Source organism: Yoonia sp. JB2-21, assembly GCF_055693545.1.
The window spans coordinates 2446846-2470976 of the sequence record NZ_JBVFUC010000001.1; the positions used below are offsets into that span (position 1 = coordinate 2446846).

Sequence of the window (24131 nt, forward strand, 5' to 3'; positions counted from 1 at the left end):
AGGCTCAGCCTAAGCGCAGTCGTCGACAGAGGAAAGCTAGATTTCCATGTCATCGGGCGACTTGCCCGCACCTATTGCTGTTTTGAACCACTCTGGCTGACGGCCTTTTCCAGTCCATGTCTGGTCAGGATTGGAAGGGTTTTTATATTTCGGCTGTGAGGCCTTTTTTGGTCCAGCCTTTGCCTTTTTGGCGCGTTTCGCTGTTGGTGCCCCAGTAATCTCGGCAAGAGAGAAACCATGTGCGGCAGCGGCCTTTTCGGCAGCAATGAGTGCGGCTTTCTTGTCTTTCTCTGCGAGTTTAACCAACGCTTTTTCAACGTTCGCCTTAAGCTTCTCAAGTTCCTTGCGCGTCATCGACTTTAAGTCAGGTTTCATATGCATTTCTCCATTTCATAAAATGGAAGTAGCATTCAGCTTTTTGAATTTCACCTCAAAAAGCATTTGTGCTGTACAAAAGCGTATCTATTTATTGCCGCGCTATTCCGCAGCAACTGATCGTGGATCAACTAAAGTGACAATGTCGCTCATAATTTTGTTCAATTCAAAATCCTTTGGCGTGTAAACGCGCGCAACGCCCAATGCACGCAATTCGTTTGCGTCATCCTCGGGAATGATACCTCCGGCAATGACCGGGATGTGGTCGATGCCCGCCGCGTTCAACCGCTGCATAACATCCCGCACCAAAGGGATATGAGAGCCGGATAGAATAGACAGCCCTATGACGTGCACCTCGCCATTCTGTGCGGCGGTGACAATTTCTTCGGGTGTCAGGCGAATACCTTCATATTCAATATCCATACCGCAGTCACGTGCACGAGCCGCAATCTGTTCAGCCCCGTTTGAATGTCCGTCCAGTCCCGGTTTGCCAACAAGAAACTTCAAACGGCGCCCCAAGGCGGTGCTGACCAGATCAACCTGTTGGCGCAGTTCTTCCAGTCCCTCGGTCCGGTTTGATGGATTACTGCTGACCCCGGTTGGGGCGCGGTATTGTCCAAAGACGCTGCGTATCACATCGGACCATTCCCCTGTTGTCACGCCAGCGCGCGCGCAAGCAATAGACGGGGGCATGATGTTGCTGCCGTCGTTTGCGGCGGTCCGCAATGCGGCGATGGCGTCTTTCACGGCAGCGCTATTGCGGTGAGCTTTCCAGTGATTCAGGCGCTTGAGCTGGTCCGCTTCCGCTTCCGGGTCAGAGACCATGATCGCATCATCACCAGCAGTCAGCGGCGATGGTTCGCCCGCTTGCCATTTGTTGACGCCAACAACCGTCGTTTCTCCCTGTTCGATGCCTCCGATGCGCGCGGCGTTACTTTCGACCAATCGTGACTTCATATAGGCAATTGCATTCACAGCGCCGCCCATACCATCAATTTGTGCCAATTCGGCGCGCGCGCCTTCTTTGAGTTCATTCACCTTGCGATCAATTGCCGGGTTGCCATCGAATAGGTCGTCGAATTCCAAAAGATCGGTTTCATAAGCCAAAATCTGTTGCATCCGCAGTGACCATTGCTGATCCCATGGGCGCGGCAAGCCAAGCGCTTCGTTCCATGCGGGCAATTGCACCGCACGGGCGCGTGCGTTTTTGGAAAGCGTGACAGCAAGTGTTTCTAGCAGGATACGGTAGACGTTATTCTCAGGTTGCTGTTCGGTCAAACCGAGTGAGTTGACCTGAACGCCATACCGAAAACGGCGGTATTTGGCGTCTTCCACGCCATAACGCGTCGCGCAAATTTCATCCCATAATTCTACGAACGCGCGCATTTTGCAAAGCTCGGTCACGAAACGAATACCGGCGTTGACGAAAAATGAAATGCGCCCAACCATTGCAGGGAAATGCTCTGGCGGGACTTTGCCTTTAAGGTCGTCCAAAACTGCCGTGGCGGTCGCGAGCGCAAAGGCGAGCTCTTCCTCGGGCGTCGCGCCGGCCTCTTGCAAATGATAGGAACAGACGTTCATCGGGTTCCATTTGGGCAGATGTTCACGGGTGTAGGCCGCCACATCGGTGATCATCCGCAAAGATGGCTCTGGCGGGCAGATGTAGGTGCCGCGTGAGAGGTATTCTTTGACAATGTCGTTCTGCACCGTGCCTTGCAGCACGCTAACGTCCGCGCCCTGTTCTTCGGCAACGGCAATATACAATGACAGCAGCCATGGCGCCGTTGCGTTGATCGTCATGGATGTGTTCATCTGGTCAAGCGGGATGTCGTTGAACAGCGCGCGCATATCGCCCAAGTGACTGACCGGGACGCCAACTTTGCCCACCTCACCTTTGGCCAGCACGTGATCGCTGTCATAGCCCGTCTGGGTGGGCAGATCGAAAGCGACGGACAGACCCGTCTGACCTTTTGCCAAGTTGCCGCGATAAAGCGCGTTGGAGGTCGCAGCGGTTGAATGGCCCGCATAAGTCCGAAATAGCCAAGGGCGATCTTTCTGCGGTTGCGACATCTGTGGGTCTCCTGAATCAGTTGGCGTAATTTAATTTCGCGCAGACCCGGTGTATCGGACATTTTATGGCGCTGTCAATTCGCTGCGTTGCGGCATGACGGGATTTACCCCGCTCGCGTTCCCTGTCACGGTCTGGGTATGACGCAGACGATATCATTGCCTCTTTGGGCGTTCATTCTGATCCTGCTCTTTGCAGCGGTGACTTTTGCGTCGCATTTTCTGTTCCCGTCCGTCAGGTGGTTCTTTCGCAAGCGTGCAGAACGGGTCATCGGCAAACTCAATCAGCGTTTGCAGCGTCCAATTGAGCCGTTCAAGCTGGCGCGTCGCTACGATATGATTCAGCGGCTGATCTATGATCCAGAGGTAACGCAGGCAATTGTCGAACATGCGCGCAAGGAAAAGATTCCAGAGAATGTCGCGTTTGAGAAGGCGCGTCGCTATGCGCGCGAAATTGTCCCCGGCTTTTCTGCGACAGCCTATTTCAGTATTGGCATCCGGCTGGCGCGTTGGCTGTCAAAATCACTCTATCGGATCAAATTGGGCACCTTTGACCGCAAGCGGTTGGAGGAAATTGACCCTGATGCCGCTGTCGTCTTTGTCATCAACCACCGCAGCAACATGGACTATGTGCTGGTGACCTATCTGGCGGCCAATGCCGGTGCGCTGTCTTATGCCGTGGGTGAATGGGCACGGGTCTGGCCATTGTCATCGATTATCCGTGCGATGGGCGCTTACTTTATACGCCGCAAGTCGCGTGGCGCTTTGTACCGTAAGGTCTTGGCGCGTTACGTGCAGATGGCGACACGCGGCGGCGTCAGTCAGGCCGTATTCCCTGAAGGCGGATTGAGCCTGAACGGGTTGCTTGCGCCGCCACGGATGGGATTGCTCAACTATGTTGTTGAAGATTTTGACCCTGAAGCGCGCGAAGTGATTTTTGTGCCGGTCGCATTGAACTATGATCGGATCCTTGAGGATACGATCCTGATCGCGGCGGATAAGTCAGGGACACGCAAGTTTAAGCCACCGATGATCACGGTCTTTGGCCGTGTTCTGCGGCATATCGGGCTACGCCTGACGCGGCGGTTCCGTGGTTTTGGGACGGCATCGGTTAGCTTTGGCGAACCGCTTGAGCTCTCAAAATATCACGCGCAAGAAAGCCAGGACCTGACAGAAGCCGTTGCACATGAGCTGATGAAACGGATTGCGGACGTCACGCCGGTCTTGGGGGTGCCTTTGGTGTCGCGCCTTATCTTGGAAAGCGAGAAAATCACCGTCCAAGACCTCGAGGCGGGCGTCGCGCGCTGCATCGCTTTCCTTAAGGACCGTCGATTGCCCTGTCCACGGCGCAGTCCCAGCGAGGTGGTGCAAGATGCATTGAGCAGAATGGGGGGTCGTAATCTGATCCACGAATCTGCGGACGGCGTAACAATCACCGCAAAGGGACGGGATATTCTGACGTTCTATGCCAACTCTATCGCGCATCATTTCGATGCACTTGCAGCAAATGCAGATAGTATTTCTGCAGTTGCGGAGTAATTAAATTACAAAAATGTACCTTAATTGGGTTGCAAAGTTACTTTGGAATCGCCTATTCAGTCCCTAACGCGACCGATTCTGCGGTGCGGCAACTATGGAACCAGAGTGATGGAGACTGAGATGGCCCTCGACCAAACTGCTTACACGGCACCCGAGAAAGACCTGTATGAAGTGGGCGAGATGCCACCGATGGGCCATGTACCGGCACAAATGCACGCATGGACGATCCGCCGCGAACGGCATGGAGAGCCTGACAAGGCGTTCCAGCTCGAGGTTGTCGATGTCCCACAGCCCGACAGCAATGAAGTGTTGGTTTTGGTTATGGCTGCCGGTGTGAATTACAACGGCGTCTGGGCGGGCCTTGGTATCCCGATCAGTCCTTTTGATGTTCACAAGGCCGAGTTCCACATCGCAGGCTCTGACGCTGCAGGTATCGTTTGGGCCGTTGGTGACAAAGTCAAGCGCTGGAAGGTTGGCGATGAGGTTGTCATCCACTGCAACCAGGATGACGGAGATGATGAGCACTGCAACGGCGGTGATCCGATGTATTCCGAAAGCCAACGGATCTGGGGCTATGAGACGCCAGACGGATCTTTTGCGCAGTTCACTTGCGTACAGTCTCAGCAGCTGATGCACCGCCCCCAGCACCTGACCTGGGAAGAGAGTGCGTGTTACACGCTGACGCTCGCCACTGCCTATCGCATGCTGTTTGGGCATGAGCCGCATGACCTGAAACCTGGTCAGAACGTTTTGGTCTGGGGCGCGTCGGGTGGGTTGGGGTCCTATGCGATCCAGTTGATTAATACGGCCGGCGCGAACGCAATTGGTGTCATCAGTGACGAAAGCAAGCGCGAGTTCGTGATGTCACTGGGTGCAAAGGGTGTGATCAACCGCAATGACTTTAATTGCTGGGGCCAACTGCCCACGGTCAATACGGCCGAGTATAACACCTGGCTGAAAGAGGCGCGTAAGTTCGGCAAAGCGATCTGGGAAATCACAGGCAAAGGCGTGAACGTCGATATGGTGTTTGAACACCCCGGCGAGGCGACGTTCCCCGTTTCGTCACTGGTTTGCAAAAAGGGTGGCATGGTTGTGATCTGTGCAGGCACCACCGGGTTCAACTGTACCTTTGATGTCCGTTACATGTGGATGCACCAAAAGCGTTTGCAGGGTAGTCATTTTGCTCATCTTGCCCAAGCGAGTGCAGCGAACAAGCTGATGCTGGAACAACGTCTTGATCCATGCATGTCTGAGTGTTTTGAATGGGGTGCCATCCCGGCCGCACACACCAAGATGCGTCACAATGAGCACAAGCCAGGCAATATGGCTGTGCTGGTGCAAGTACCGCAAATGGGATTGCGTACTTTCGAAGATACGCTTGAAGCATCAAAGCAGCGCTGAGCCTGCATAGGTGTTCCCACGTAGGGCGCGGTTAGAGATAGCTGCGCCCTTCCTGTCTGTGATCAAAGGTTCGCAAAGATCACACTCTTGCCCGATTTTGCAAATACACCCTAGGGTTGTTAAACCTTCGTTAACGAATAGTAGGGACGGTGACGCATGGGACGAGACTGGATCATCGATGTGCTTGCTGATTTGCGCAGGTTTACGCGCGAGAACAATTTGCCGATGTTGACCGCTCAGCTTGAAGAAGCCGGGCTGGTGGCGGAAGTCGAAATTGCGTCCTCTAACGACGCCAGCTGTTCCGCGACACGCACCGACGCTGAAGCCCCAGCAAAGCAGGGTATTCCGCGGCGTAGCTGATCAAACGGGCAAAACGGTTGATTGCGCTAGCGGCTGCTTGGCCGTCCAGATACAGTCATCGGTATGCAATCCCCATCAATCACCTTCTCAGATGATCAGGCCGAAGCTTGGGACAACGTCGCCGTCGCATTGCGGCAGTCGGGCGTTGATCTCGACGACAGTCTTCTACAACCGCCGCAGTCTGACACGGCATCGGTGATGGCCGTGATCGGGAAGGCGGGTTCAGGTAAGACAATGCTGCTTGCCAAACTCTACCACGCGCTGGAAGAGGCGGGTGTTGATGTAATTTCGGGTGACTGGGAAGGCCGAAAACGCAAGGATCGGCGTACCCTTGCGATCCTGGCCCCAACCAACAAAGCGGCAAGTGTTCTGCGCAATCACGGTGTACCCGCCACAACGATCCACCGCATCCTTTATACGCCGGTCTATGATCCGGAATATGAAAAGGTCGCTGAATGGTTGGCCGGACAAGGCGACAAGCCCGAGATCGAAGGGCTGACCGAGGTAGCGCTTGATCGCGCGTTTGCATCTTATGAAGCGAACAAATCTGTGCCCGCAGCGCTGGCCGCCGCCGGTTTGCGGGGCAGTGATTTCATCACTGGATGGAAACGGCGCGAGGATCCGTTGGACATCGGGTTTGTCGATGAAAGCTCTATGCTGGATGAAAAGCAGTTTGAGGATCTCAAAGAGATATTCCCAACGCTGCTGCTCTTTGGTGATCCGGCGCAACTGCCACCAGTTCAGTCATCCGGTGGTATGGTTTTTGAAACATTGCCAGAGCAACGCGTGCTGAGCCTAAACCGCATTCACCGCCAGGATGCGGGCAACCCGATCCTTGATCTGGCACATGCGCTCGCTGACCCTCAGCTTGATTTCTACAGGTTTGAGCGGATGGTCGAGGAAGCCGCAAAGGCTGATGAGCGCGTCGTGATGGCGCAACGGGTTGAGGCCGATCTGATGGCCCGTTCTCCTTGCTTGGTCTGGCGCAATGCGACCCGTATCCGCCTGATCCACGCCTTTCGTGCAGCATTTGGTGCGCCGGGGGATGAGCTGTTGGCGGGTGAACCGTTGATCTGTGATGGGATCGAATTGCCGCTGAAGCATCGCAAGAAACGTTTGGACCTAGAGGCGCGGGGCCTGATCAAAGGTGCGCAGGTTGTCTATCTGGGGCCGGGTCGCAAGCCAGGTTTTTCGCGCCTGCATGTCATGGGTGCCGAAGACCCGCAGGTAAGCGCTGCGAGCATTGTCAAAATAGAGCAGGAGGGGGATGAAGAGCCCTTTATTCCCTTCGCAGCAAAGATGGGCGCGACGTTTTTGCATGGCGCTGCGGTAACCATCCATAAGGCGCAGGGCTCGCAATGGGACACGGTGCAGGTCTTTGCCCCAGACATCTACGCAGCCTCTCGCATGGGTCGGGTTGAGGCAGGGCAACCGCTTTGGAAACGACTGGCCTATGTGGCGATAACGCGCGCGGAAACGCAGCTACGTTGGGTGGTCAGAAACCGTTTGGCGCGTCCGCAAGGCGTGCTGCGCGTCGATGATCTTGAAGTCCCAGCAGCCCCATTGGAACTGAGGAGCGAAGAGATATGAAATCCATCATCATCACAGGCGCCAGTAGCGGCATCGGGCGTGTTACAGCAGAGCATTTTCTGGCCAATGGTTGGCGGGTCGGGTTGATCGCGCGGCGTGCTGAGACGCTCGCGGAAGTGACCCACGAGAACGCAGTTCTGTTGCCTTGCGATGTAACCGATGCGGGTGCGGTTGATGCAGCCTTCGCCGCGTTCGGCCATCTTGATGTGCTGTTTAACAACGCGGGCATGTTCGGGCCACAAACCACGATTGATCAGGTCGCTTTGGACGATTGGAAACAGGTCGTTGATGTGAACCTGACGGGCATGTTCCTCTGCGCCCGCGCCGCCTTTCGTCAGATGCGCGGGCAGACACCGCAGGGCGGGCGGATCATCAACAATGGTTCCATCTCGGCCTATACGCCGCGCGAAGGCTCGATTTGCTATACTGCGACGAAGCACGGGGTCAGCGGGCTGACCAAGACGCTGTCACTGGATGGGCGTGCTTTTGATATCGCCTGTGGCCAGATTGATATCGGGAATGCGCGAACGGATCTGGTGTTGAACCTTGAAAAGACCCGTGCCGCGCAAGGCCTGGACCCGCTGCCCAGTATGGCCGTCGAGGATGTCGCGCGATCGGTCTTTCACATGGCAACGCTGCCCTCAGAGGCGAATGTGCAGTCGCTGATGGTGATGGCGACAAAGATGCCGCATATCGGTCGTGGTTAGCGGCGGAACGCACTAAAAGCGGCCGACGCGCCCCAACCTGCTGCAATTGCGATAGACAGCGACATCAACCCGTAAAGAAACGGGTTTTCATGGGCCAGATTGAACAGCCAGCGCTCCAGGCCGACTTTTTTCACTGGGATGATCGTTGAATAGAGATCCACGATCTGACGATTGCGCGTCAGATAAATCTCTACCTTATAGTCACCTTCGGTCAGGTTTGCCGGCAGAGGTATCAGTGTGCGAAATAGCGCGTCTTCTTCCACCCACACACCTTCGGGCAATGTTTGATAGAGGCCTTGTCCGGCACGGATGCGGATCAAAGCTTGGGTAAACCGCTCGGCGCCAGAGATCGTAGCGCCAACCGACCGAATGGCGCGTTGGGTGCTGATACGTGTGTTCAGATCTTCTGTGTCCGTCAGAATTTCGCGAAGCGGACGGTTTGTTGCGACGGCGTAGAAGGATGGCGCGACATCAACCTCAACAGCCTCTGTATTGACCCAAATACCAAAACGGCGATCTTTTTTGCGGACAGTAACCGGCTGATCGGGCCCCGCAACCGTGACAATGACACCGAGGTCACCTGCGGCCTCGACCGGTCTATCACGTTTGATCGCACCAAAAATCAGGATTTCGGACCCCTCAAACGTTGCCGTGATCGCAACTTCATCCCGGCTAAGCCCAAGCACGATTTCTTCTGCCTTTGCGGGCATGGCCAGCAGCAGCATCAATGCGACAAGGCGGATCATGAGTGACCTCCTGTGCCCAGAGAGAAGAGTTCGGATGGCATCACCAGCAGATCGAACGCTAGTTTGCCGCAGACCGCCAGCACCATGATGGCCAGCCAAATACGCAGTTGCTCGGCTTTCATCTTGACCCCGATCCGAGTGCCGATCTGGGCACCGATCACGCCGCCAACAAGCAACAGAACAGCCAGCACCACGTCGACGGTAAAGTTCGTCGTTGCATGCAGCATGGTCGTGAAGGCGGTTACAAAGATGATCTGAAAAAGCGATGTGCCGACCACCACCTTGGTGGGCATGCCCAACAGGTAAATCATGGCAGGCACCATGATAAATCCACCACCTACACCCATGATTGCGGCCAGAATACCGACCAGAACACCAACCATCAGCGGTGGAATGACTGAGATATAGAGGCCTGAGACCCGGAACTTCATCTTGAAGGGCAGATTATGCACCCAGTTGTGCTTGCGCCGTTTCGGCACGGCACCACCGGGTTTTGACGCGTTGCGGATCGCTTTCAGGCTTTCGATGAACATCAAAGAGCCGATCATGCCGAGGAAAACAACGTAGCAGAGCTGCACGAGCAGTTCGACCTGACCAAGCGATTTGAGGTAGTTGAAGAGAATAATGCCAAGCCCAGAACCGACCAAGCCGCCAATAAGCAGCACAGTGCCCATCCTCAGGTCGACGGTCTTTCGCTTGAGATGTGCCAACACGCCAGAGAAGGACGACGCAACGATTTGGTTCGCTTCAGTTGCGACGGCCACAGCGGGTGGAATGCCGATAAAGAACAAAAGCGGTGTCATTAAGAAACCACCGCCGACGCCAAACATGCCCGACAAAATGCCCACGATTCCACCCAACCCTAATAAAAGGAAAATGTTCACCGAAACTTCGGCGATAGGGAGGTAAATCTGCATGAGCTAAATCCGGGCGCTTGTGCCGCTGGTTGCACCAAAAACCTAATCGCGCTTTGTGTCAAATGATGCGAGGGGAATTATTGTGCAAACGCAGCATTTCCGTCGCTTGGACTTATGGGTGCCGATGCTTTGGACTTAAGAAATTGACTTTAGGTAGCCACGCAGAACTTCCTCTAACTTGGCAGCTCCGATTGGCGCCATCGCTTTGGTATGTTCATGGCTGATTGATTCATCACTCATGCCAGCGGCCATGTTGGTGATGGTTGAGATGGCTGCGGCCTTGAGGCCAAAGAAGCGGGCGAGGATGACTTCGGGCACTGTAGACATACCCACAGCGTCTGCGCCGAGCAGTTTGATGGCACGGATTTCTGCGGGGGTTTCGAAGGATGGTCCAGAGTACCACGCATAGACACCCTCAGCCATTTCGACCTTGGCGGCACGGGCCGCTTCGTGCAGGGCTTCGCGGATCGTAGGGTCGTAAGCGTCCTTCATCGGCACAAAACGCGCGTCTGTCGGCTCTCCAATCAACGGGTTTAACCCCGAGAAGTTGATATGGTCGGTCAGGCACATGATGGAACCTGTCGGCATATCAGCCCGCAGTGACCCTGCGGCGTTTGTGGCAATCATCGTATTGGCGCCCAGTTCTTTGAGCACTTCGAGCGGCAGTCGCATCGCATCGCCGCGCCCGCTTTCATAGTAGTGTGCCCGCCCACCAAAAACTGCGACACGCATGCCTTCAAGGTCACCGATGACAAGGTTGGGGTTGTGGCCGGACACACCCGCATGCGGGAAACCGGGAAGGTCGCCGTAGGGGATTGCCACGCCATCGACTTCGTCCGCAATATGTCCAAGGCCAGAGCCAAGGATCAAACCGATCTGGACAGGTGCATCGCCCGCGATGCCTCTGATTTGATCAGCGAGCGCCTTAGCGTTCTTTGACATAAGGCTCGCCCCCGGCGCGCGGTGGGATCGCTTTGCCAACAAAGCCTGCGAGGATTACGACCGTCAGAATGTAAGGTAGGACGTCAAGGAACTGTCCATTAACCTGGAAGCTGAGAACACGCTCAATCACATCAGGGCGGAGCGACATTGCTTGCAGGAAGCCGAACAGTAGGCAGGCATAGAGTGCGTACCAGGGCCGCCATTTTGCAAAAATCAGGGCGGCAAGTGCGATAAAACCGCGTCCCGCACTCATGTCTTTGACAAAACCAGCCTGCAACGCAGTGGCGAGATACGCACCGGCGATGCCACATAGCACACCGCAAATGCCCACAGCCGCGAAACGCAGCCAGATCACCGAAACACCTGCCGTATCGACCGCTGCTGGGTTTTCACCCACAGCACGCAGGCGCAAGCCAAAGCGCGTACGAAAGAGGACCCACCATGTCAGCGGCACCATCAGCAGTGCGACATAAACGAGGATCGTGTGGCCTGAAATAAGTTCGTAATAGATTGGCCCAAGGGCAGGCACGTCGCGCAATGCTTCCGCAAAGGGAAGCTCAATCGGATTGAACCGCGCGTCACCGGTCAGTTGCGGCGTCCGCCCACCTTGGCGAAACCAGCTTTGGGCGATGACCACCGTTAGACCCGCGGCCAGAAAGTTAATCGCAACCCCGGAAATCAGTTGATTGCCACGGAACGTGATCGACGCGAGCCCGTGTACAACGGACAGGAGCATCGACGCACCAATACCTGCAAAAAGGCCGAGCCATACGCTGCCTGACACGGCAGCGATGGCGGCTGATAGGAATGCTGCTGCCAGCATTTTCCCCTCTAACCCAATATCAAAGATACCGGCCCGCTCTGAATACAAACCAGCCAAACAGGCCAGAAGAAGCGGGGTTGCCAGACGCAACGTGGCGTCCAGCATTTGTAGAAGGGTCGCAAAGTCCATTTAGGCTGCTTTCTCCATCAGGAATGGGAAGAGGCTGAAGAAACGATCAGCGACCTCTGGGTTTTTGCGAAGCGCCGCCTCGGCCTGCGCTTGCGTGATATCGACAGCCTGCGTGCGATCTTTGCGCAGGAAGAACTGCAAGCCCAGCATCGCATCGAACCGCTCGTCCGTGATGAATGGGTCATGGGGGACACGGGCCATCACGTTTTCGGCGGGCATCAGCACGCTCATCGGTTTTTGTAGCGAGAGTAACGCCACCAGATGGGGTGGTACTTCGGTCGCGGGGGTTTGGTCGATCACATGGTGAACCCACTGGTGGAGTTCTTCCATCGAGATCATGCCAAGTGCCAGACAGCTGAGCACAAAGCCCAGATCTGCGCCGGTGTCGTCTTCGACACCTATTTTAAAAGGTTCTGCCTTCATTGTTTTGCTCTCCTCATTGATAGGAATAGCCGCTCGAGCGGCATGCGCACCATATTGTCCAGTGCGCCCGTAAAGAGGATCACCAATGCCTGTATTACGATGATCAACTCACGGGGGATCGACGTCCATAGGGCGAGTTCTGCGCCGCCTTGATATAGAAAGCCGAAAAGAAGGGCTGCTAGCAATACCCCGAAAGGATGGCTGCGCCCCATCAGTGCGACGGCGATGCCAATAAAGCCCGCCCCCTCCACTGCGTTCAGGACCAGCCGTTCGGCCTCGCCCTGTACGTTGTTGATGGCCATCATGCCGGCAAGAGCGCCTGAGATAAGCATGGCAACCATGATAATTTTGGTCGGGCTGATGCCCGCATATTTGGCGGCCGTTTCCGAATGCCCGAAGGACCGGATTTCATAGCCAAGCCGCGTCTTCCAGATGAGCGCCCAAAGCGCAACGCAAGCGGCGAGCGCGACAAAGAAGGTGATGTTGGCAGGGGCCCCGCGGAAAAAGGTGGTTTCGCCGAAGTTGAACATATCCTGGAAGGACGGCAGATGCGTTGCCTCGGGAAATTTTGCGGTCGCGGGTTCCATTGAGCCGGGCACCTTGAGTGCGCCAATCAGGAAATAGTTCAACAAGGCAGCGGCGATAAAGTTGAACATAATGGTTGTGATCACGATGTGGCTGCCGCGTTTGGCTTGCAGGAATGCCGGGATCGCAGCCCATGCCGCACCAAAGATCGCCGCACCAATTGCGGCACCAAGCAAGGCCAGCGACCAATGCGGCCACGGGATGTAAAGGCAGATAATTGCAACACCGAGACCGCCGACCAGCGCCTGTCCCTCACCACCGATGTTGAACATCCGCGCGTGAAAGGCGATGGCGACCGCGAGACCTGTAAATATAAAATTGGTCGCGTAATAGAGCGTATAGCCCCAGCCATAGGTGGAGCCCAAAGCGCCCTCTACCATCAGCTTGAGCGCTTCCCACGGGTTTTCACCGATGGCAAGGATCACGAGTGCTGACAGGATCGCGGCCAGAAGGATCGAGATCAAAGGGATCAGGATCACATCAGCCCACTTTGGCATGACGTCCATTACGCTGCTTCTCCGCTCATTCCTGCCATCAGCAGTCCGAGTTCTTTTTCGTCCGTTTCTTGAGGCATCCGCTCGCCCATCATTTTTCCGTCAAACATAACGGCGATGCGATCAGAGAGCGACAAAATCTCTTCCAACTCGACGGAAACAAGCAAAATTGCTTTGCCCTGATCCCTAAGTGCAACAATCTGCTGGTGGATGAATTCGATCGCCCCGATGTCCACACCGCGTGTAGGTTGGCCGATCAGCAGCAAATCAGGGTTCTGTTCAATCTCGCGTGCCAGCACGATTTTTTGCTGGTTGCCGCCGGAAAAACTTTTGGCGGCAAGGGTTGGATCCGGGGGCCGCACGTCAAAACGCGCCATTTTTTCTTCTGTGTCTTTGCGGATGGCCGAATTGTCCATGAATAGTTTGGACCGTTGGTATTCCGCATCATGGTGGTAGCCGAACGCGGTGTTTTCCCACGCGTGGAAGTCCATGATCAGGCCCTCGCGCTGTCTATCCTCTGGCACATGGCTGATCCCGCGCGCACGGCGGCTTTGTCCATCGGATTTGGCACCGGTCAAATCAATCTCTTCGCCGTTCAATTTGATTGTACCGGTTGCTTTCTCATAGCCACCGAGGACTTCCAGCAGTTCTGATTGGCCGTTGCCTGCAACGCCAGCAATCCCGAGAATTTCACCGGCATGTACGTCAAAGCTCACGCCTTTGAGCCGGTGAACGCCTTTGTCATCGGTGACGTTCAGGTCTTTGACTTCAAGTATTTTACGTCCAATCTGGGCAGGTGCCTTGTCCACTCGCAACAGCACTTTGCGACCAACCATCAGTTCGGCCAGTTCAGGTGGGCTTGTTTCAGACGTCTTGACCGTCGCTGTCATCTCGCCTCTGCGCATGACACTTACGGTGTCGGTGATATCCATGATCTCTCGCAGTTTATGCGTGATCAGGATGATCGTTTTGCCTTCGCGCTTGAGGTTCTCAAGGATGCGGAACAGGTGATCAGCCTCGGCCGGGGTCAGCACGCCCGTGGGCTCATCAAGGATCAGGATGTCAGCCTTGCGATAGAGCGCTTTGAGGATTTCAACGCGCTGTTGCATGCCAACGCCGACTTCTTCGATCAGGGCATCAGGATCGACGTTCAGTTCGTATTCTTCCGCAAGGCTTTTCAATTCACGCCGCGCGCGGGCCAGCGAAGGGCGCAGTAGCCCGCTGTCTTCTGCCCCCAGAACCACATTCTCAAGCACCGTGAAATTTTCGACCAATTTAAAGTGCTGGAACACCATACCGATGCCCGCAGCGATGGCCGCTTGGCTATCAGGAATTGCAGTTTTCTGACCTGAGATGAAGATTTCGCCCGCATCAGCCTTATAAAACCCATACAAAATCGACATTAGCGTCGATTTGCCTGCGCCGTTCTCGCCTATGATCCCGTGGATTGTGCCGGGCATCACACGGATCGAAATATCTTTGTTGGCTTGCACAGGTCCAAAGGACTTTGAGATCCCTTTGAGTTCAATGGCGGGGGCTATGTCAGTCATTGGGACACCTGTTCTTGGAATGCAAAAGGCCGCGCGGATAAATCTGCGCGGCCTCGTATGTGTTGGCCTAGCGGGCAGACTTAGAAGTCGAGCGCTGGGCAGCTTTCGTCAGATGTATAGTCGTGCACGGCAAGTTCGCCAGATGCGATGGATGCAGCTGCTGCATCAACAGCTTCCTGCATTTCAGCCGAGACCAGCTCAGCGTTGAATTCGTCCAGCGCGTAGCCGACACCTTCGTTGGATACGCCCATGACGTTGAAGCCAACCTCAAGGTTTTCGCCTTGTGTGAACGCTTCATAAACGGCGTTATCAACGCGCTTGAGCATGGATGTCAGAACCTCACCGGGGTGCAGGTAGTTCTGGTTTGCGTCGACACCGATGGACAGGATGTCTTCGTCTGCGGCCGTTTGCAGAACACCAACGCCAGTGCCGCCAGCGGCAGCAAAGACAACATCAGACCCTTGGCTGATCTGTGCAAGTGTCAGTTCTGATCCTTTTACCGGGTCGTTCCATGCCGCAGGTGTTGTCCCTGTCATGTTTGCGATCACTGTTGCGTCTGCATTCACAGCCTTGGCACCCTGCGCATAACCGCAAGCGAATTTACGGATCAGTGGGATGTCCATGCCGCCGATGAAGGAAACTGTGCCGGATTCGGATGCCATCGCAGCCATCATGCCCACAAGGTAAGACCCTTCATGCTCGTTGAACACAACAGAGCGGACGTTTGGCGCGTCAACGACCATGTCGATGATGGCGAATTTTGTGTCTGGATAGTCGGCTGCGACTTCACCCAATGGTGTGGCCCATGAAAAGCCCGCCATGACGATTGGGTTCGCACCTGACTCGGCGAAACGACGGATGGCCTGTTCGCGCTGGGCGTCAGACTGGATCTCAACTTCGGCGTAGGACCCGCCGGTTTCATCTGCCCAACGCTGTGCCCCGTTGTAGGCGCTTTCGTTGAAAGACTTGTCGAACTTGCCGCCAAGATCGAACAGGATGGCAGGATCCGCGAAGGCAGTGCCGGCTGTCAAAGCCAGTGCCGCAGATGCGCCAAGCATTTTGTGCATAAGTGTCATTGATAGTTCTCCCAGGTCGTTACGCGAGGTATTTCTTGGGCGATACACGCCCCCCTCTATTAAAAGCCAAGACAAAAGTGAGTCCGGTCATTGCAAGATAAGGCCTTGCCTTGCGGGGAAGATCAACTGCTTTTTGGGGGAAATCAGGCGTGAAGCAGTTGAAAAATTGAGTTATCAACAGGGTTACGCAAAGTCAGAGAGCGTTCAAAGCCTTGCGCAGCACCAAAGCAGCGACGGGTGCCCCATCTTTGGGCAGATAGTATCCCGGCCGGCGGCCGACTTCAGTGTACCCGGCAGCGGTGTAGAGTTGTTTTGCACCTATATTGTCCTCCGCCACTTCAAGGAAAATAGTTGCCGCGCCACGTGCCTTTGCCGCAATTTCGCCAGCCTGTAGGGCGCTGCGTGCCAGACCTTCGCGGCGTCTATGTGGGACAGTTGCCAACGTGAGAACTTCGGCTTCGTCGACAACCGTTCGGATCAGGATGAAACTGTCTTTATTGCCTTCGACGAATGTACCTGTGTGTTTAAGAAGCTCAGCAAATTCGCTTGCGGACCATGCCCGCGTTGCGCTGAAGGCTTGGGCATGACTAAGCGCCATGTCGTCGGGTGTCATGGGAGTAGTATCGGCGCGGGATCGCGCGGCGGTGCAGCGTCAGCGCTCCGAATATACAAAGGGGTGGGGCGGGGTAGTTGCGTGCCGAGCCTGCCCGCCGCAATTTTTGCTGTGGCGGCAATAAGAAGTTTTGTAGGCTTCTGAGGGTTAGCCGCTTGTCGTGTCTGGCTTGCCTCGGTCTTGGTTCCGTCAGAATTAAAGGTTTGCTGGAAAGATTGGTCCCTTGGCGCAGGGATTGTTGCGGTAAAGGGCAGGTCTTCCTCAAAGGCACGTGCATCGAAGCCATTCACCCCGATAGAAGGCTTGGCCAATCCCAGTCCCAGACCACGGGCTGCAGAAACCGAAATCCGAATTCCGGTAAAGTTGCCCGGCCCAACACCAACACCAATGCCGTCAAGATCCCGCCATGTGAGGTTCTCCGCCGCCAACATCTCTTCCAGCATTGGCATCAAATGCTCGGCCTGACCTTTGGCCATGTCATCGACGCGTGTGATAACCCGGTCGCCAAATAGTAAAGCGGCGGCGCAATGCGCCGCCGATGTATCAAATGCGATCAGCTTGGTTTCAGGCTGCAACGGGCCGTACCTCGACCACCTCGGGAATATAGTGTCGCAGCAGGTTTTCGATGCCCATTTTTAGCGTCAAGGTGGACGACGGGCAACCGGCGCATGCACCTTGCATGTGCAAATAGACGATCCCACGCTCAAACCCGTGGAACGTGATGTCACCACCATCTTGCGCCACGGCAGGGCGGACGCGTGTGTCGAGCAGCTCTTTGATCTGGCCCACAATCTCACCATCTTCGCCGGTATGTTCAGCGTGACCGCTAGCGGGCTTGTGGTCTTCCGCCATCACAGATTGGCCAGACTGATAGTGTTCCATGATCGCGCCGAGGATGCCCGGTTTGATATGGTCCCATTCGACGTCATCGGCCTTTGTGACTGTCACAAAGTCGATCCCAAAGAAGACCCCCGTGATGTTCCCCGTCGCAAAGATACGCTTGGCGAGCGGCGAGTTCTCTGCGGCCTCTAAGCTTGGAAAATCAGCGGTGCCGACTTCAAGCACGTTCTGGCCGGGAAGAAACTTAAGCGTCGCGGGATTTGGTGTTGATTCAGTCTGGATGAACATGGGGCCAACCTTTTTTGTCAGGCTTTAGATATGCGCCTGCGCGCCCCCGGTGTCAAGGGTTTGGAATGATTCTAAACTGCTCGATAGCGACTGAATCGGTCAGGTGATCGCTTCAAGCCGTTCTTTGGACAAGTCGCCCGGAACAATGGTAATTGGAATTGGAAGGCTGCCAGATTGGCGGCTAAGATGCGTGACCAGTGGACCCGGGCCTTTGCTATCGTCGCCCGCACCAAGCACCAGAACACCAATCTCAGGGTCTTCGTTCACTTGCGCCATAATCTCGGTGAGCGGCTCGCCTTCTCGGATGACCAGCTCTGGATGTACATCTTGTTTGTCGCGCATCCATTTGGCGAAGACTTCGTAGTGCACTTCGATCCGTTCGCGCGCCTCTGCGCGCATGATTTCACCGACACCAATCCAGTGGTTGAATTCATCGGGTGGAATGATGGATAGTATCGTCACACCACCGCCAGTGTGCGCCGCCCGCATCGCAGCGAACCGCATGGCGTTTAGACATTCGCGGCTGTCGTCCAGAACGACCATGAACTTACGCATGACTGTCTCCCTTTTCGGGACGATTGTGGAGCATGATCAAAGTGGTGGCAACGACAGATTGGCGCGTCGGACAGGTCCACAACCTACGCAGAGCTGGCAGCCCAGTCCCAATATATATCGCGTACCTGTCGCGTGACTGGGCCAACTTGATACTGGCGGTCTTCAAAGGCGGTGACAGGGGTAACCTTGGACATATTGCCCGACAGGAACACTTCGTCAGCCCCCCGGAAATCGTCAAACGTCAGGACGGTTTCGTGGACGTTGACGCCATCGGCCTTGAGATTGTCGATATGCCGGGCGCGCGTGATTCCCGACAAAAACGTGCCATTTGGGATTGGTGTAAAAACCTCGCCATCCTTGACCATAAAGACGTTTGCGGTGGCTGTTTCCGCAACATTCCCCATCGCGTCCGCCACAAGTGCATTGCCAAAACCGCGTGCGCGTACCTCGGCCAGCATGCGCGCGTTGTTGGGATAGAGGCAGCCCGCCTTGGCATTGACGACTGCATCATCGATGACCGGTCGCCGAAACTTCGTCAGCCCCAAGGTGGTAGAAGCGGTTGCAGGGGCAAATGGGATTTCTTCGAGGCAAATGGCAAAGCCCGTCTCTTCTGGGCTGGGAACAATGGCGGTTGGGTCACCATGTATGGCCCAATACATCGGACGTATGTAGACGGCGGCGCCGACTGGATATTTGGCCAACCCCTCTTTGGTAATTGCAATCATCGCCTCGATGCTCACGGTTGGCGTTATCATCAATGCCTCGGCAGAGCGGTTCACACGCGCGCAGTGCAGGTCCAGATCCGGCATCAGGCCATTCACGAACCGCGCACCATCAAAGACGGTTGTGCCTAACCAAGACCCGTGATCAGCAGCGCGCATAATTGGCATATCGCCTTCATGCCAAGCACCTTCAAAATATGTGTGAATATGCGTTCCGGTGGCCATGGACCGTCCTCCTCTTGTGGCGACCCTAGGCATCAGGGCATAGGAGGTAAAGTAGGGTTGGCGTCCGATGCCGGGGAACATCGAACGCCAGAGTGAGCCATGGTTGCGCGTGGGACTAGAACACACCTTGGCGGGCTGGCAGAGCGAGATCTATGCCGCGTACCTAAATGGTCGCATCGGTGGGATTCAGTTTTGTGACAGCTTTGGTATGGTGCCAATCTCACCTTCGTGACCTGTCAGGCATGGACTTGGTGGGTCCTGACCTTAGGCTATATGTCGAGAAGAAAATGGGAAAATGGAACCGAGAGTGGACCACGCACAGTCACAGAATTGGGACAATGCCCTGATTGATCGCCTTAAGGGGGTCGCGGCGACAGTATCCGTCAACGACGGCACGACCATTTTCAGCCCGGGCGACGATGGCGACACATTTCTGATTGCAATGTCAGGGCACATTCGTGTCGAACAGACCGGCCAATCGGGGCGTTCCATTGTGCTTTATCGTGTTGGGCCCGGTGATAGCTGTGTCATGACGACTTCCTGCATGTTGTCGAATATTCCTTACGCCGCATTTGGATATGCCGAAGGGCCTGTTACGGCACTTGCGATTGGACGGGCTGTGTTCGAACGACTGCTGGCCGAGGATGCTGCGTTTCGGAGCGCAGTCTTTGCTGTGTTTACACATCGTCTGGTGGAACTGACTTGCGTGATTGACGACTTATTGCTGAACAGGATGGATCAACGGCTGGCGCTCTGGTTGACTGAAAAAGTTGACGCACCGGCTGCTATCTCAGCGACCCACCAACAAATCGCAACCGAATTGGGTAGCGCGCGCGAGGTCATGTCGCGTATCTTGAAAGACTTTGAAAGGCGCGGCTGGGTGAAGACGGGGCGGGGCGCCGTGGATATTCTGGATCCCGCGGCATTGGCCCGATACGCAAAATCAGATGTTATGTGACTGCGTTACAGACCGAGGTCCGGCATTGCGGTGATACGTCCTTTTGCAAACAAAGGAGAAGCCACATGCAATTTACTTCAAACGTTGGTTCTGCTGACCGTATCCTGCGCATTGTCGCCGGGGCGGTACTGATCGCGCTATCACTCACAGGCACCATTGGCGCCTGGGGTTGGCTTGGCCTGATCTTCATTGGAACGGCTTTCATGAAGTTCTGCCCGATCTACGGCATCTTTGGTCTGAAGACCAATAAAGACGCCTGAACCGACGTCGCTCGGCAACGGCCCCCGACACGTGATCATGCGTGTTGGGGCAAAGGGAAACTCATGAAAACAAAGAAGCTTTCCGAATTATTTTCGACATCCGCCCAATTGCAGTTGGGGGAAATCGAAGTGGCGAAAGCGGCTGGTTTCCGGTCCATCATTGTGAACCGACCTGACGGTGAAGCCGCTGGCCAGCCTTCATTTGCCGAGATCGAGACTGCCGCCCGTGATCTGGATATGGAAGCCATCCACATCCCTGTATCGCCGGGTCAATTTGATGCAGTGAGCATCGACAAGTTCCGTGGTGCGTTGGACAATTTACCGGGCCCAGTGCTTGGGTTTTGTGCATCAGGCATGCGGTCCGAGGCTTTGTGGAAACGCAGTCGATCAGCCGAAACCCCCAGCGCCGGTTTCTTCGGGCGACTTGCTCGGTTGTTTTCAAGCTAAGGGTCTGTGAACCAAAGGTAGCTTTCCAACATCAGGTTTTGGCAAAACCCATTCGTCGGGTTAGGGCACGGCCGACTGCCGTTCTGCTATGAACGCAGCATTCCCACGACATCGTAGGTGGCACGCAAGATCGGCTCTGCAATCGCGCGCGCTTTTCCAGCGCCTTCGCCAAGGATGCGGTCGATCTCGGCGGGGTCGGCCATATAGCGCCCCATTTCATCTGAGATCGGCGCCAATTTCGAAACCGCCAAGTCAGCCAATGCGGGTTTGAACCTGCCCCATTGCGCGCCTGCATATTCTGCGATGACCGCTTCGGGCGTTACATCGTTCAGGGCGGCATAGATCTCGACCAGATTGCGTGCTTCTGGTCGCCCGACCAGACCTTCGACGGTTTCGGGCAGGGGTTCTGGGTCAGTTTTGGCCTTCTTGAATTTTTTCGCGATCTTGTCGGCATCATCGGTCATGTTGATGCGTTCCATGTCGCTTTCGCCCGACTTTGACATCTTCTTGGTCCCGTCACGCAGGTTCATGATGCGCATCGCGGGCCCTTCGATGACAGGTTCGGTTAGCGGGAAGAAATCCGTTTTGAAATCATGGTTGAACTTGGCCGCGATATCGCGTGTCAGTTCGACGTGCTGTTTCTGATCCTCACCAACAGGTACATGCGTTGCATGATATAGCAAGATGTCAGCCGCCATCAGCGCGGGATAAGCATAGAGACCCAGCGATACCTTTTCCGCATTGCTGCCTGCTTTGTCCTTAAACTGCGTCATGCGGTTCATCCAACCGACACGCGCGACGCAGTTAAAGATCCAGCTCAATTCGGCATGCGCTGCAACCTGGCTTTGGTTGAACAGGATCGACTGTGACGGATCGAGCCCGGCTGCAAGATAACCTGCCGCCACTTCCCGGGTCATATTGGCAAGCTCTTTAGGGTCCTGCCATACGGTGATCGCGTGCATATCAACCACACAATAGACCGTTTCCATCTGACCTTGCATGCCGACAAACCGCTTGATTGCGCCCAGATAATTGCCAAGCGTCAGACCGCCTGAGGGCTTGATCCCAGAGAAAACGCGCGGTGTGAAAGAAGTCTTTGTCATAGTACAAATGTCCGGGGTGGATTTCAGAGCAGGGGTCGCATACCCATGCCAGACAGACCCGTCAACTTCAACTCCTCCCGCATGAGACTGATATGAAGCCAGAAAGCCCGTTCAACGCCTTGCCGCCCTTGGTGGTTGCGCTGACGCTGATCATTGTTGCAATTGAAGTTGCGTTTCAACTTGCGAATGCCGGGATTATCGGTGGTCCCCGTGGTGTTGGCTGGCGCATCGCCGCCATTGAGGAATATGGGTTCTCATCGGTTGTGTTGGACCGGGTCTTGGTCAACAATGATTATTCGTTTGATATGCTCAAGCGGTTTATGACGTATCCCTTCGTGAACGTGCAACTGACCCAGGTCGCATTTTGCGCAGCACTTACGCTCGCTTTGGGTAAGTTCACCGTCGAGTACTATGGCTCGGCAAAGGTGCTGTTTCTGTATGTTGCGACCACAATCCTGGGTGCGATCGCTTTTGGCCTGATTGTGGACAGTCAGTTCCCCTTGCTTGGTGGGTTCACACCTGTTTATGGCTTGATCGGGGCCTATACCTATGCGCTTTGGTTGCGTCTGGGCAGTGCGGGCGAGAACCAGATTATGGCATTTCGACTTATCGGGTTTTTGCTGCTGCTACAGTTGATTTTCGGATTGTTGTTTGGCGGCAATAGCCAGTGGGTCGCAGAACTTACTGGGTTCATGGCCGGTTTTTTCATGTCGGCCGTTCTTGCCCCGGGGGGTGGAGCAGTCTACTGCGTCGTCTGCGCGAGCGTTCCTAACGGCGCAGATTACGTTTGAATTCGGAGAGTTTGAAGGCCCCCACGAGGTGACCCAATCCAAAGTAACTGACGCCGCCGATCATAACTAAGACCAAAAGCGCGATGTAACGGATCGTCGAGATGCCGAAGAACGGTTTCATGATCGTCGCCGCTAGGATTAAAATGAGCCCCATGCCCGCCGATGCCAGAACAATCCGAGTAAGTCGTTTCTTGAACCTTGCGTCGAACTTGGCTGCGTCGCCCATCGTCCGGGCCCCGCGCATCAAGAGAACCACCATCGCCCAGCCTGTGAGCGACGTGCCAACCGCAGCCGCCGCAAAACCAATCAGCGGGGAAAGACCGATGGCCAAAGCCGCATTCAGCACCATCGCGATCACGGCATAGTAGAACGGCCGCTTTGTATCTTCACGGGCAAAGAACAGAGGTTGAAGCGTCTTTTGCATAACAAAAGCAGGCAGCCCGAGGCCGTAAATCGCGACAGCCAACGCGGTGGCAGCGGTGTCATCGCTTGTAAATGCGCCGCGCTCGAACAGGACGCTGACAAGGGGCAGCGGAATGACCATCAGTGCCACCGCTGCGGGGATGGTCAATGCAAGGCTGATCTCGGATGCGCGATTAAAGGCATCTTGGCCACCGGTCTCATCCCCGGCCCGTAAACGGCGCGAAAGATCGGGTAGCAAGACAACCCCAATCGCGATGCCGACGACGCCCAAAGGCAATTGATACAGTCTGTCGGCATAGTTAAGCCACGCAACAGCGCCGTCGAAGAAACTTGCGACCTGCCGACCGACCAGCAAGTTGATTTGAACGACCCCCTGCAAGCGCAGCAGGGGCCGCGATAATGGCAAGACGCCGGAGCTCGGGTGTCATCTTTGGTCGGCCAATGCGCAGGGTGTAGCCTGCGCGCCGTGCCGCAATCCAGACGACCATAAGTTGCGCGCCCCCTGCCAGTGGCACTGCAAAGGCCAGTGATCGACCGATGATTGTTTGCCCGTCGGACCCCACGCATTCACATGTTAGCCCTGTTACGATCAATGCCCCGACAAAGATGATGTTGAGCAGCACCGGCGCCGCCGCAGCGGCGGTAAACCGACCGGTGGCATTCAAAACCCCGGACAAAAGCGCCGTCAGCGATATGAACAGGATATATGGGAATGCGATCCGGCCGTAGTAAACAGCAAGATCAAACCTTTCCGTTCCCAAGAAACCGCTTGCCATCAGTGTCACAAGCGCTGGCATGAAAATGACGCCAATCACGGTAAATACAGTGAGTATGCCACCTAATCCGACAAAGGCATCCTGAGCAAAGCGCTGCGCGTCATCGTCGCCTTCTACCTTCTTTGAAAACATCGGCACAAAGGCCATGTTGAACGCGCCTTCGGCGAAGAAGCGTCGGAAAAGGTTGGGAAGGGAGAAGGCAACAAGGAAAGCTTCGGCAACAGGCCCGGTGCCAAGATAGGCAGCAATCATAATGTCACGCACAAACCCCATAACGCGGCTGAGCAATGTCCAGATGCCGACAGTAAAGAAGCCTGCCATGAGACGGATTGGTTTCATTTTATCGTACCAAACACGTGAAAAGCGCTGGCCTGATCGTTTCAAAGTACCTGACCTGTGTCATGGC

25 protein-coding genes and 1 pseudogene are annotated in these 24131 nt (G+C 55.4%); 9 read left to right on the plus strand and 17 right to left on the minus strand.

The genetic code is table 11. The features are described 5' to 3' along the window. Positions 1–36: 36 nt before the first annotated feature. Positions 37–375 (minus strand): H-NS histone family protein, encoded by a 339-nt coding sequence (locus ACZ1G5_RS12240; protein WP_472733105.1) that lies wholly within the window; start codon positions 373–375, stop codon positions 37–39. Between the two features lie 102 nt (positions 376–477). After that, a complete protein-coding gene (locus ACZ1G5_RS12245; RefSeq protein ID WP_472733106.1) occupies positions 478–2445 on the minus strand; it encodes a methylmalonyl-CoA mutase family protein in 1968 nt (655 codons plus the stop codon). Between the two features lie 138 nt (positions 2446–2583). Here ACZ1G5_RS12245 and ACZ1G5_RS12250 point away from each other — a divergent pair, with 138 nt between their 5' ends. The 5 genes from ACZ1G5_RS12250 to ACZ1G5_RS12270 all read left to right on the plus strand — a co-directional run bounded on the left by ACZ1G5_RS12250 (position 2584) and on the right by ACZ1G5_RS12270 (position 8039). Then, a complete protein-coding gene (locus ACZ1G5_RS12250) occupies positions 2584–3981 on the plus strand; it encodes a 1-acyl-sn-glycerol-3-phosphate acyltransferase (protein WP_472733107.1) in 1398 nt (465 codons plus the stop codon). Positions 3982–4089: 108 nt separating this feature from the next. Further along, positions 4090–5382, plus strand: a complete 1293-nt coding sequence (gene ccrA / locus ACZ1G5_RS12255) for a crotonyl-CoA carboxylase/reductase (protein WP_472734326.1) — start codon at positions 4090–4092, stop codon at positions 5380–5382. A gap of 156 nt (positions 5383–5538) precedes the next feature. Further along, on the plus strand, positions 5539–5742 hold the full coding sequence (locus tag ACZ1G5_RS12260; protein WP_472733108.1) for a hypothetical protein: 204 nt from the start codon (positions 5539–5541) through the stop codon (positions 5740–5742). Positions 5743–5805: 63 nt separating this feature from the next. Then, positions 5806–7332: an ATP-dependent DNA helicase gene (locus tag ACZ1G5_RS12265; protein ID WP_472733109.1), complete on the plus strand. Its 1527-nt coding sequence runs from the start codon at positions 5806–5808 to the stop codon at positions 7330–7332. Then, positions 7329–8039: an SDR family oxidoreductase gene (locus ACZ1G5_RS12270; protein ID WP_472733110.1), complete on the plus strand. Its 711-nt coding sequence runs from the start codon at positions 7329–7331 to the stop codon at positions 8037–8039. The genes ACZ1G5_RS12265 and ACZ1G5_RS12270 overlap by 4 nt, the downstream gene beginning before the upstream one ends. On the opposite strand, the gene ACZ1G5_RS12275 is transcribed toward ACZ1G5_RS12270, so the two are convergent. The 13 genes from ACZ1G5_RS12275 to ACZ1G5_RS12335 form a co-directional block, all read right to left on the minus strand. Next, on the minus strand, positions 8036–8785 hold the full coding sequence (locus tag ACZ1G5_RS12275) for a TIGR02186 family protein (RefSeq protein WP_472733111.1): 750 nt from the start codon (positions 8783–8785) through the stop codon (positions 8036–8038). The two genes, ACZ1G5_RS12270 and ACZ1G5_RS12275, sit on opposite strands and share 4 nt — an antisense overlap. Beyond that, positions 8782–9702 carry a sulfite exporter TauE/SafE family protein gene (locus ACZ1G5_RS12280; protein ID WP_472733112.1) on the minus strand — a complete coding sequence of 307 codons (921 nt, stop codon included), beginning with the start codon at positions 9700–9702 and terminating at the stop codon, positions 8782–8784. Before ACZ1G5_RS12280 ends, ACZ1G5_RS12275 begins: the two co-directional genes overlap by 4 nt. Before the next feature lie 135 nt (positions 9703–9837). Then, positions 9838–10644 carry a purine-nucleoside phosphorylase gene (locus ACZ1G5_RS12285; protein ID WP_472733113.1) on the minus strand — a complete coding sequence of 269 codons (807 nt, stop codon included), beginning with the start codon at positions 10642–10644 and terminating at the stop codon, positions 9838–9840. Further along, positions 10628–11596: an ABC transporter permease gene (locus tag ACZ1G5_RS12290; RefSeq protein ID WP_472733114.1), complete on the minus strand. Its 969-nt coding sequence runs from the start codon at positions 11594–11596 to the stop codon at positions 10628–10630. The genes ACZ1G5_RS12285 and ACZ1G5_RS12290 overlap by 17 nt, the downstream gene beginning before the upstream one ends. Beyond that, complete coding sequence (locus tag ACZ1G5_RS12295) at positions 11597–12019, minus strand: hypothetical protein (protein WP_472733115.1); 423 nt, start codon at positions 12017–12019, stop codon at positions 11597–11599. Further along, positions 12016–13110, minus strand: coding sequence for an ABC transporter permease (locus ACZ1G5_RS12300; RefSeq protein WP_472733116.1), 1095 nt, complete (start codon positions 13108–13110; stop codon positions 12016–12018). Before ACZ1G5_RS12300 ends, ACZ1G5_RS12295 begins: the two co-directional genes overlap by 4 nt. After that, positions 13110–14648: an ABC transporter ATP-binding protein gene (locus ACZ1G5_RS12305; protein ID WP_472733117.1), complete on the minus strand. Its 1539-nt coding sequence runs from the start codon at positions 14646–14648 to the stop codon at positions 13110–13112. Before ACZ1G5_RS12305 ends, ACZ1G5_RS12300 begins: the two co-directional genes overlap by 1 nt. 80 nt (positions 14649–14728) lie before the next feature. After that, a complete protein-coding gene (locus tag ACZ1G5_RS12310) occupies positions 14729–15724 on the minus strand; it encodes a BMP family lipoprotein (RefSeq protein ID WP_472733118.1) in 996 nt (331 codons plus the stop codon). 193 nt (positions 15725–15917) lie between these two features. Then, positions 15918–16337 (minus strand): GNAT family N-acetyltransferase, encoded by a 420-nt coding sequence (locus ACZ1G5_RS12315; RefSeq protein ID WP_472733119.1) that lies wholly within the window; start codon positions 16335–16337, stop codon positions 15918–15920. Further along, on the minus strand, positions 16334–16912 hold the full coding sequence (gene tsaB / locus ACZ1G5_RS12320; RefSeq protein ID WP_472733120.1) for a tRNA (adenosine(37)-N6)-threonylcarbamoyltransferase complex dimerization subunit type 1 TsaB: 579 nt from the start codon (positions 16910–16912) through the stop codon (positions 16334–16336). The genes ACZ1G5_RS12315 and tsaB overlap by 4 nt, the downstream gene beginning before the upstream one ends. After that, positions 16902–17465 carry a NifU family protein gene (locus tag ACZ1G5_RS12325; protein ID WP_472733121.1) on the minus strand — a complete coding sequence of 188 codons (564 nt, stop codon included), beginning with the start codon at positions 17463–17465 and terminating at the stop codon, positions 16902–16904. Before ACZ1G5_RS12325 ends, tsaB begins: the two co-directional genes overlap by 11 nt. A 99-nt stretch (positions 17466–17564) precedes the next feature. Further along, the gene (locus tag ACZ1G5_RS12330) at positions 17565–18020 is read right to left on the minus strand and encodes a universal stress protein (RefSeq protein WP_472733122.1); all 456 of its coding nucleotides are present in this window, start codon (positions 18018–18020) and stop codon (positions 17565–17567) included. 83 nt (positions 18021–18103) lie between these two features. Further along, positions 18104–18967, minus strand: a complete 864-nt coding sequence (locus ACZ1G5_RS12335; protein ID WP_472733123.1) for a branched-chain amino acid aminotransferase — start codon at positions 18965–18967, stop codon at positions 18104–18106. 295 nt (positions 18968–19262) lie between these two features. Between ACZ1G5_RS12335 and ACZ1G5_RS12340 the strand changes: the two genes are divergently transcribed. The 3 genes from ACZ1G5_RS12340 to ACZ1G5_RS12350 all read left to right on the plus strand — a co-directional run bounded on the left by ACZ1G5_RS12340 (position 19263) and on the right by ACZ1G5_RS12350 (position 20632). Continuing rightward, positions 19263–19925, plus strand: a complete 663-nt coding sequence (locus tag ACZ1G5_RS12340; RefSeq protein WP_472733124.1) for a Crp/Fnr family transcriptional regulator — start codon at positions 19263–19265, stop codon at positions 19923–19925. Positions 19926–19990: 65 nt separating this feature from the next. After that, the gene (locus ACZ1G5_RS12345; RefSeq protein WP_472733125.1) at positions 19991–20185 is read left to right on the plus strand and encodes a YgaP family membrane protein; all 195 of its coding nucleotides are present in this window, start codon (positions 19991–19993) and stop codon (positions 20183–20185) included. A 63-nt stretch (positions 20186–20248) separates the two neighbouring features. Further along, a complete protein-coding gene (locus tag ACZ1G5_RS12350) occupies positions 20249–20632 on the plus strand; it encodes a protein tyrosine phosphatase family protein (protein ID WP_472733126.1) in 384 nt (127 codons plus the stop codon). Positions 20633–20718: 86 nt separating this feature from the next. On the opposite strand, the gene trpS is transcribed toward ACZ1G5_RS12350, so the two are convergent. Beyond that, entirely contained in the window at positions 20719–21735 is a 1017-nt protein-coding gene (gene trpS / locus ACZ1G5_RS12355) for a tryptophan--tRNA ligase (protein ID WP_472733127.1), read from the minus strand. A gap of 92 nt (positions 21736–21827) precedes the next feature. On the opposite strand from trpS, the gene ACZ1G5_RS12360 reads away from it, so the two are divergent. Then, entirely contained in the window at positions 21828–22526 is a 699-nt protein-coding gene (locus tag ACZ1G5_RS12360) for a rhomboid family intramembrane serine protease (protein ID WP_472733128.1), read from the plus strand. Here the strand turns inward: ACZ1G5_RS12360 and murJ are convergent. Beyond that, positions 22504–24064 (minus strand): annotated as a pseudogene (gene murJ, locus ACZ1G5_RS12365) (murein biosynthesis integral membrane protein MurJ). The gene ACZ1G5_RS12360 and the pseudogene murJ sit on opposite strands and share 23 nt — an antisense overlap. Between the last annotated feature and the right edge of the window lie 67 nt (positions 24065–24131).

Bases quoted from the DNA above. Each gene is read 5' to 3' on its own strand.
- ACZ1G5_RS12240 (WP_472733105.1), bottom strand. From the start codon at position 375: ATGAAACCTGACTTAAAGTCGATGACGCGCAAGGAACTTGAGAAGCTT.
- ACZ1G5_RS12245 (WP_472733106.1), bottom strand. From the start codon at position 2,445: ATGTCGCAACCGCAGAAAGATCGCCCTTGGCTATTTCGGACTTATGCG.
- ACZ1G5_RS12250 (WP_472733107.1), top strand. From the start codon at position 2,584: ATGACGCAGACGATATCATTGCCTCTTTGGGCGTTCATTCTGATCCTG.
- ccrA (WP_472734326.1), top strand. From the start codon at position 4,090: ATGGAGACTGAGATGGCCCTCGACCAAACTGCTTACACGGCACCCGAG.
- ACZ1G5_RS12260 (WP_472733108.1), top strand. From the start codon at position 5,539: ATGGGACGAGACTGGATCATCGATGTGCTTGCTGATTTGCGCAGGTTT.
- ACZ1G5_RS12265 (WP_472733109.1), top strand. From the start codon at position 5,806: ATGCAATCCCCATCAATCACCTTCTCAGATGATCAGGCCGAAGCTTGG.
- ACZ1G5_RS12270 (WP_472733110.1), top strand. From the start codon at position 7,329: ATGAAATCCATCATCATCACAGGCGCCAGTAGCGGCATCGGGCGTGTT.
- ACZ1G5_RS12275 (WP_472733111.1), bottom strand. From the start codon at position 8,785: ATGATCCGCCTTGTCGCATTGATGCTGCTGCTGGCCATGCCCGCAAAG.
- ACZ1G5_RS12280 (WP_472733112.1), bottom strand. From the start codon at position 9,702: ATGCAGATTTACCTCCCTATCGCCGAAGTTTCGGTGAACATTTTCCTT.
- ACZ1G5_RS12285 (WP_472733113.1), bottom strand. From the start codon at position 10,644: ATGTCAAAGAACGCTAAGGCGCTCGCTGATCAAATCAGAGGCATCGCG.
- ACZ1G5_RS12290 (WP_472733114.1), bottom strand. From the start codon at position 11,596: ATGGACTTTGCGACCCTTCTACAAATGCTGGACGCCACGTTGCGTCTG.
- ACZ1G5_RS12295 (WP_472733115.1), bottom strand. From the start codon at position 12,019: ATGAAGGCAGAACCTTTTAAAATAGGTGTCGAAGACGACACCGGCGCA.
- ACZ1G5_RS12300 (WP_472733116.1), bottom strand. From the start codon at position 13,110: ATGGACGTCATGCCAAAGTGGGCTGATGTGATCCTGATCCCTTTGATC.
- ACZ1G5_RS12305 (WP_472733117.1), bottom strand. From the start codon at position 14,648: ATGACTGACATAGCCCCCGCCATTGAACTCAAAGGGATCTCAAAGTCC.
- ACZ1G5_RS12310 (WP_472733118.1), bottom strand. From the start codon at position 15,724: ATGACACTTATGCACAAAATGCTTGGCGCATCTGCGGCACTGGCTTTG.
- ACZ1G5_RS12315 (WP_472733119.1), bottom strand. From the start codon at position 16,337: ATGACACCCGACGACATGGCGCTTAGTCATGCCCAAGCCTTCAGCGCA.
- ACZ1G5_RS12325 (WP_472733121.1), bottom strand. From the start codon at position 17,465: ATGTTCATCCAGACTGAATCAACACCAAATCCCGCGACGCTTAAGTTT.
- ACZ1G5_RS12330 (WP_472733122.1), bottom strand. From the start codon at position 18,020: ATGCGTAAGTTCATGGTCGTTCTGGACGACAGCCGCGAATGTCTAAAC.
- ACZ1G5_RS12335 (WP_472733123.1), bottom strand. From the start codon at position 18,967: ATGGCCACCGGAACGCATATTCACACATATTTTGAAGGTGCTTGGCAT.
- ACZ1G5_RS12340 (WP_472733124.1), top strand. From the start codon at position 19,263: ATGGAACCGAGAGTGGACCACGCACAGTCACAGAATTGGGACAATGCC.
- ACZ1G5_RS12345 (WP_472733125.1), top strand. From the start codon at position 19,991: ATGCAATTTACTTCAAACGTTGGTTCTGCTGACCGTATCCTGCGCATT.
- ACZ1G5_RS12350 (WP_472733126.1), top strand. From the start codon at position 20,249: ATGAAAACAAAGAAGCTTTCCGAATTATTTTCGACATCCGCCCAATTG.
- trpS (WP_472733127.1), bottom strand. From the start codon at position 21,735: ATGACAAAGACTTCTTTCACACCGCGCGTTTTCTCTGGGATCAAGCCC.
- ACZ1G5_RS12360 (WP_472733128.1), top strand. From the start codon at position 21,828: ATGAAGCCAGAAAGCCCGTTCAACGCCTTGCCGCCCTTGGTGGTTGCG.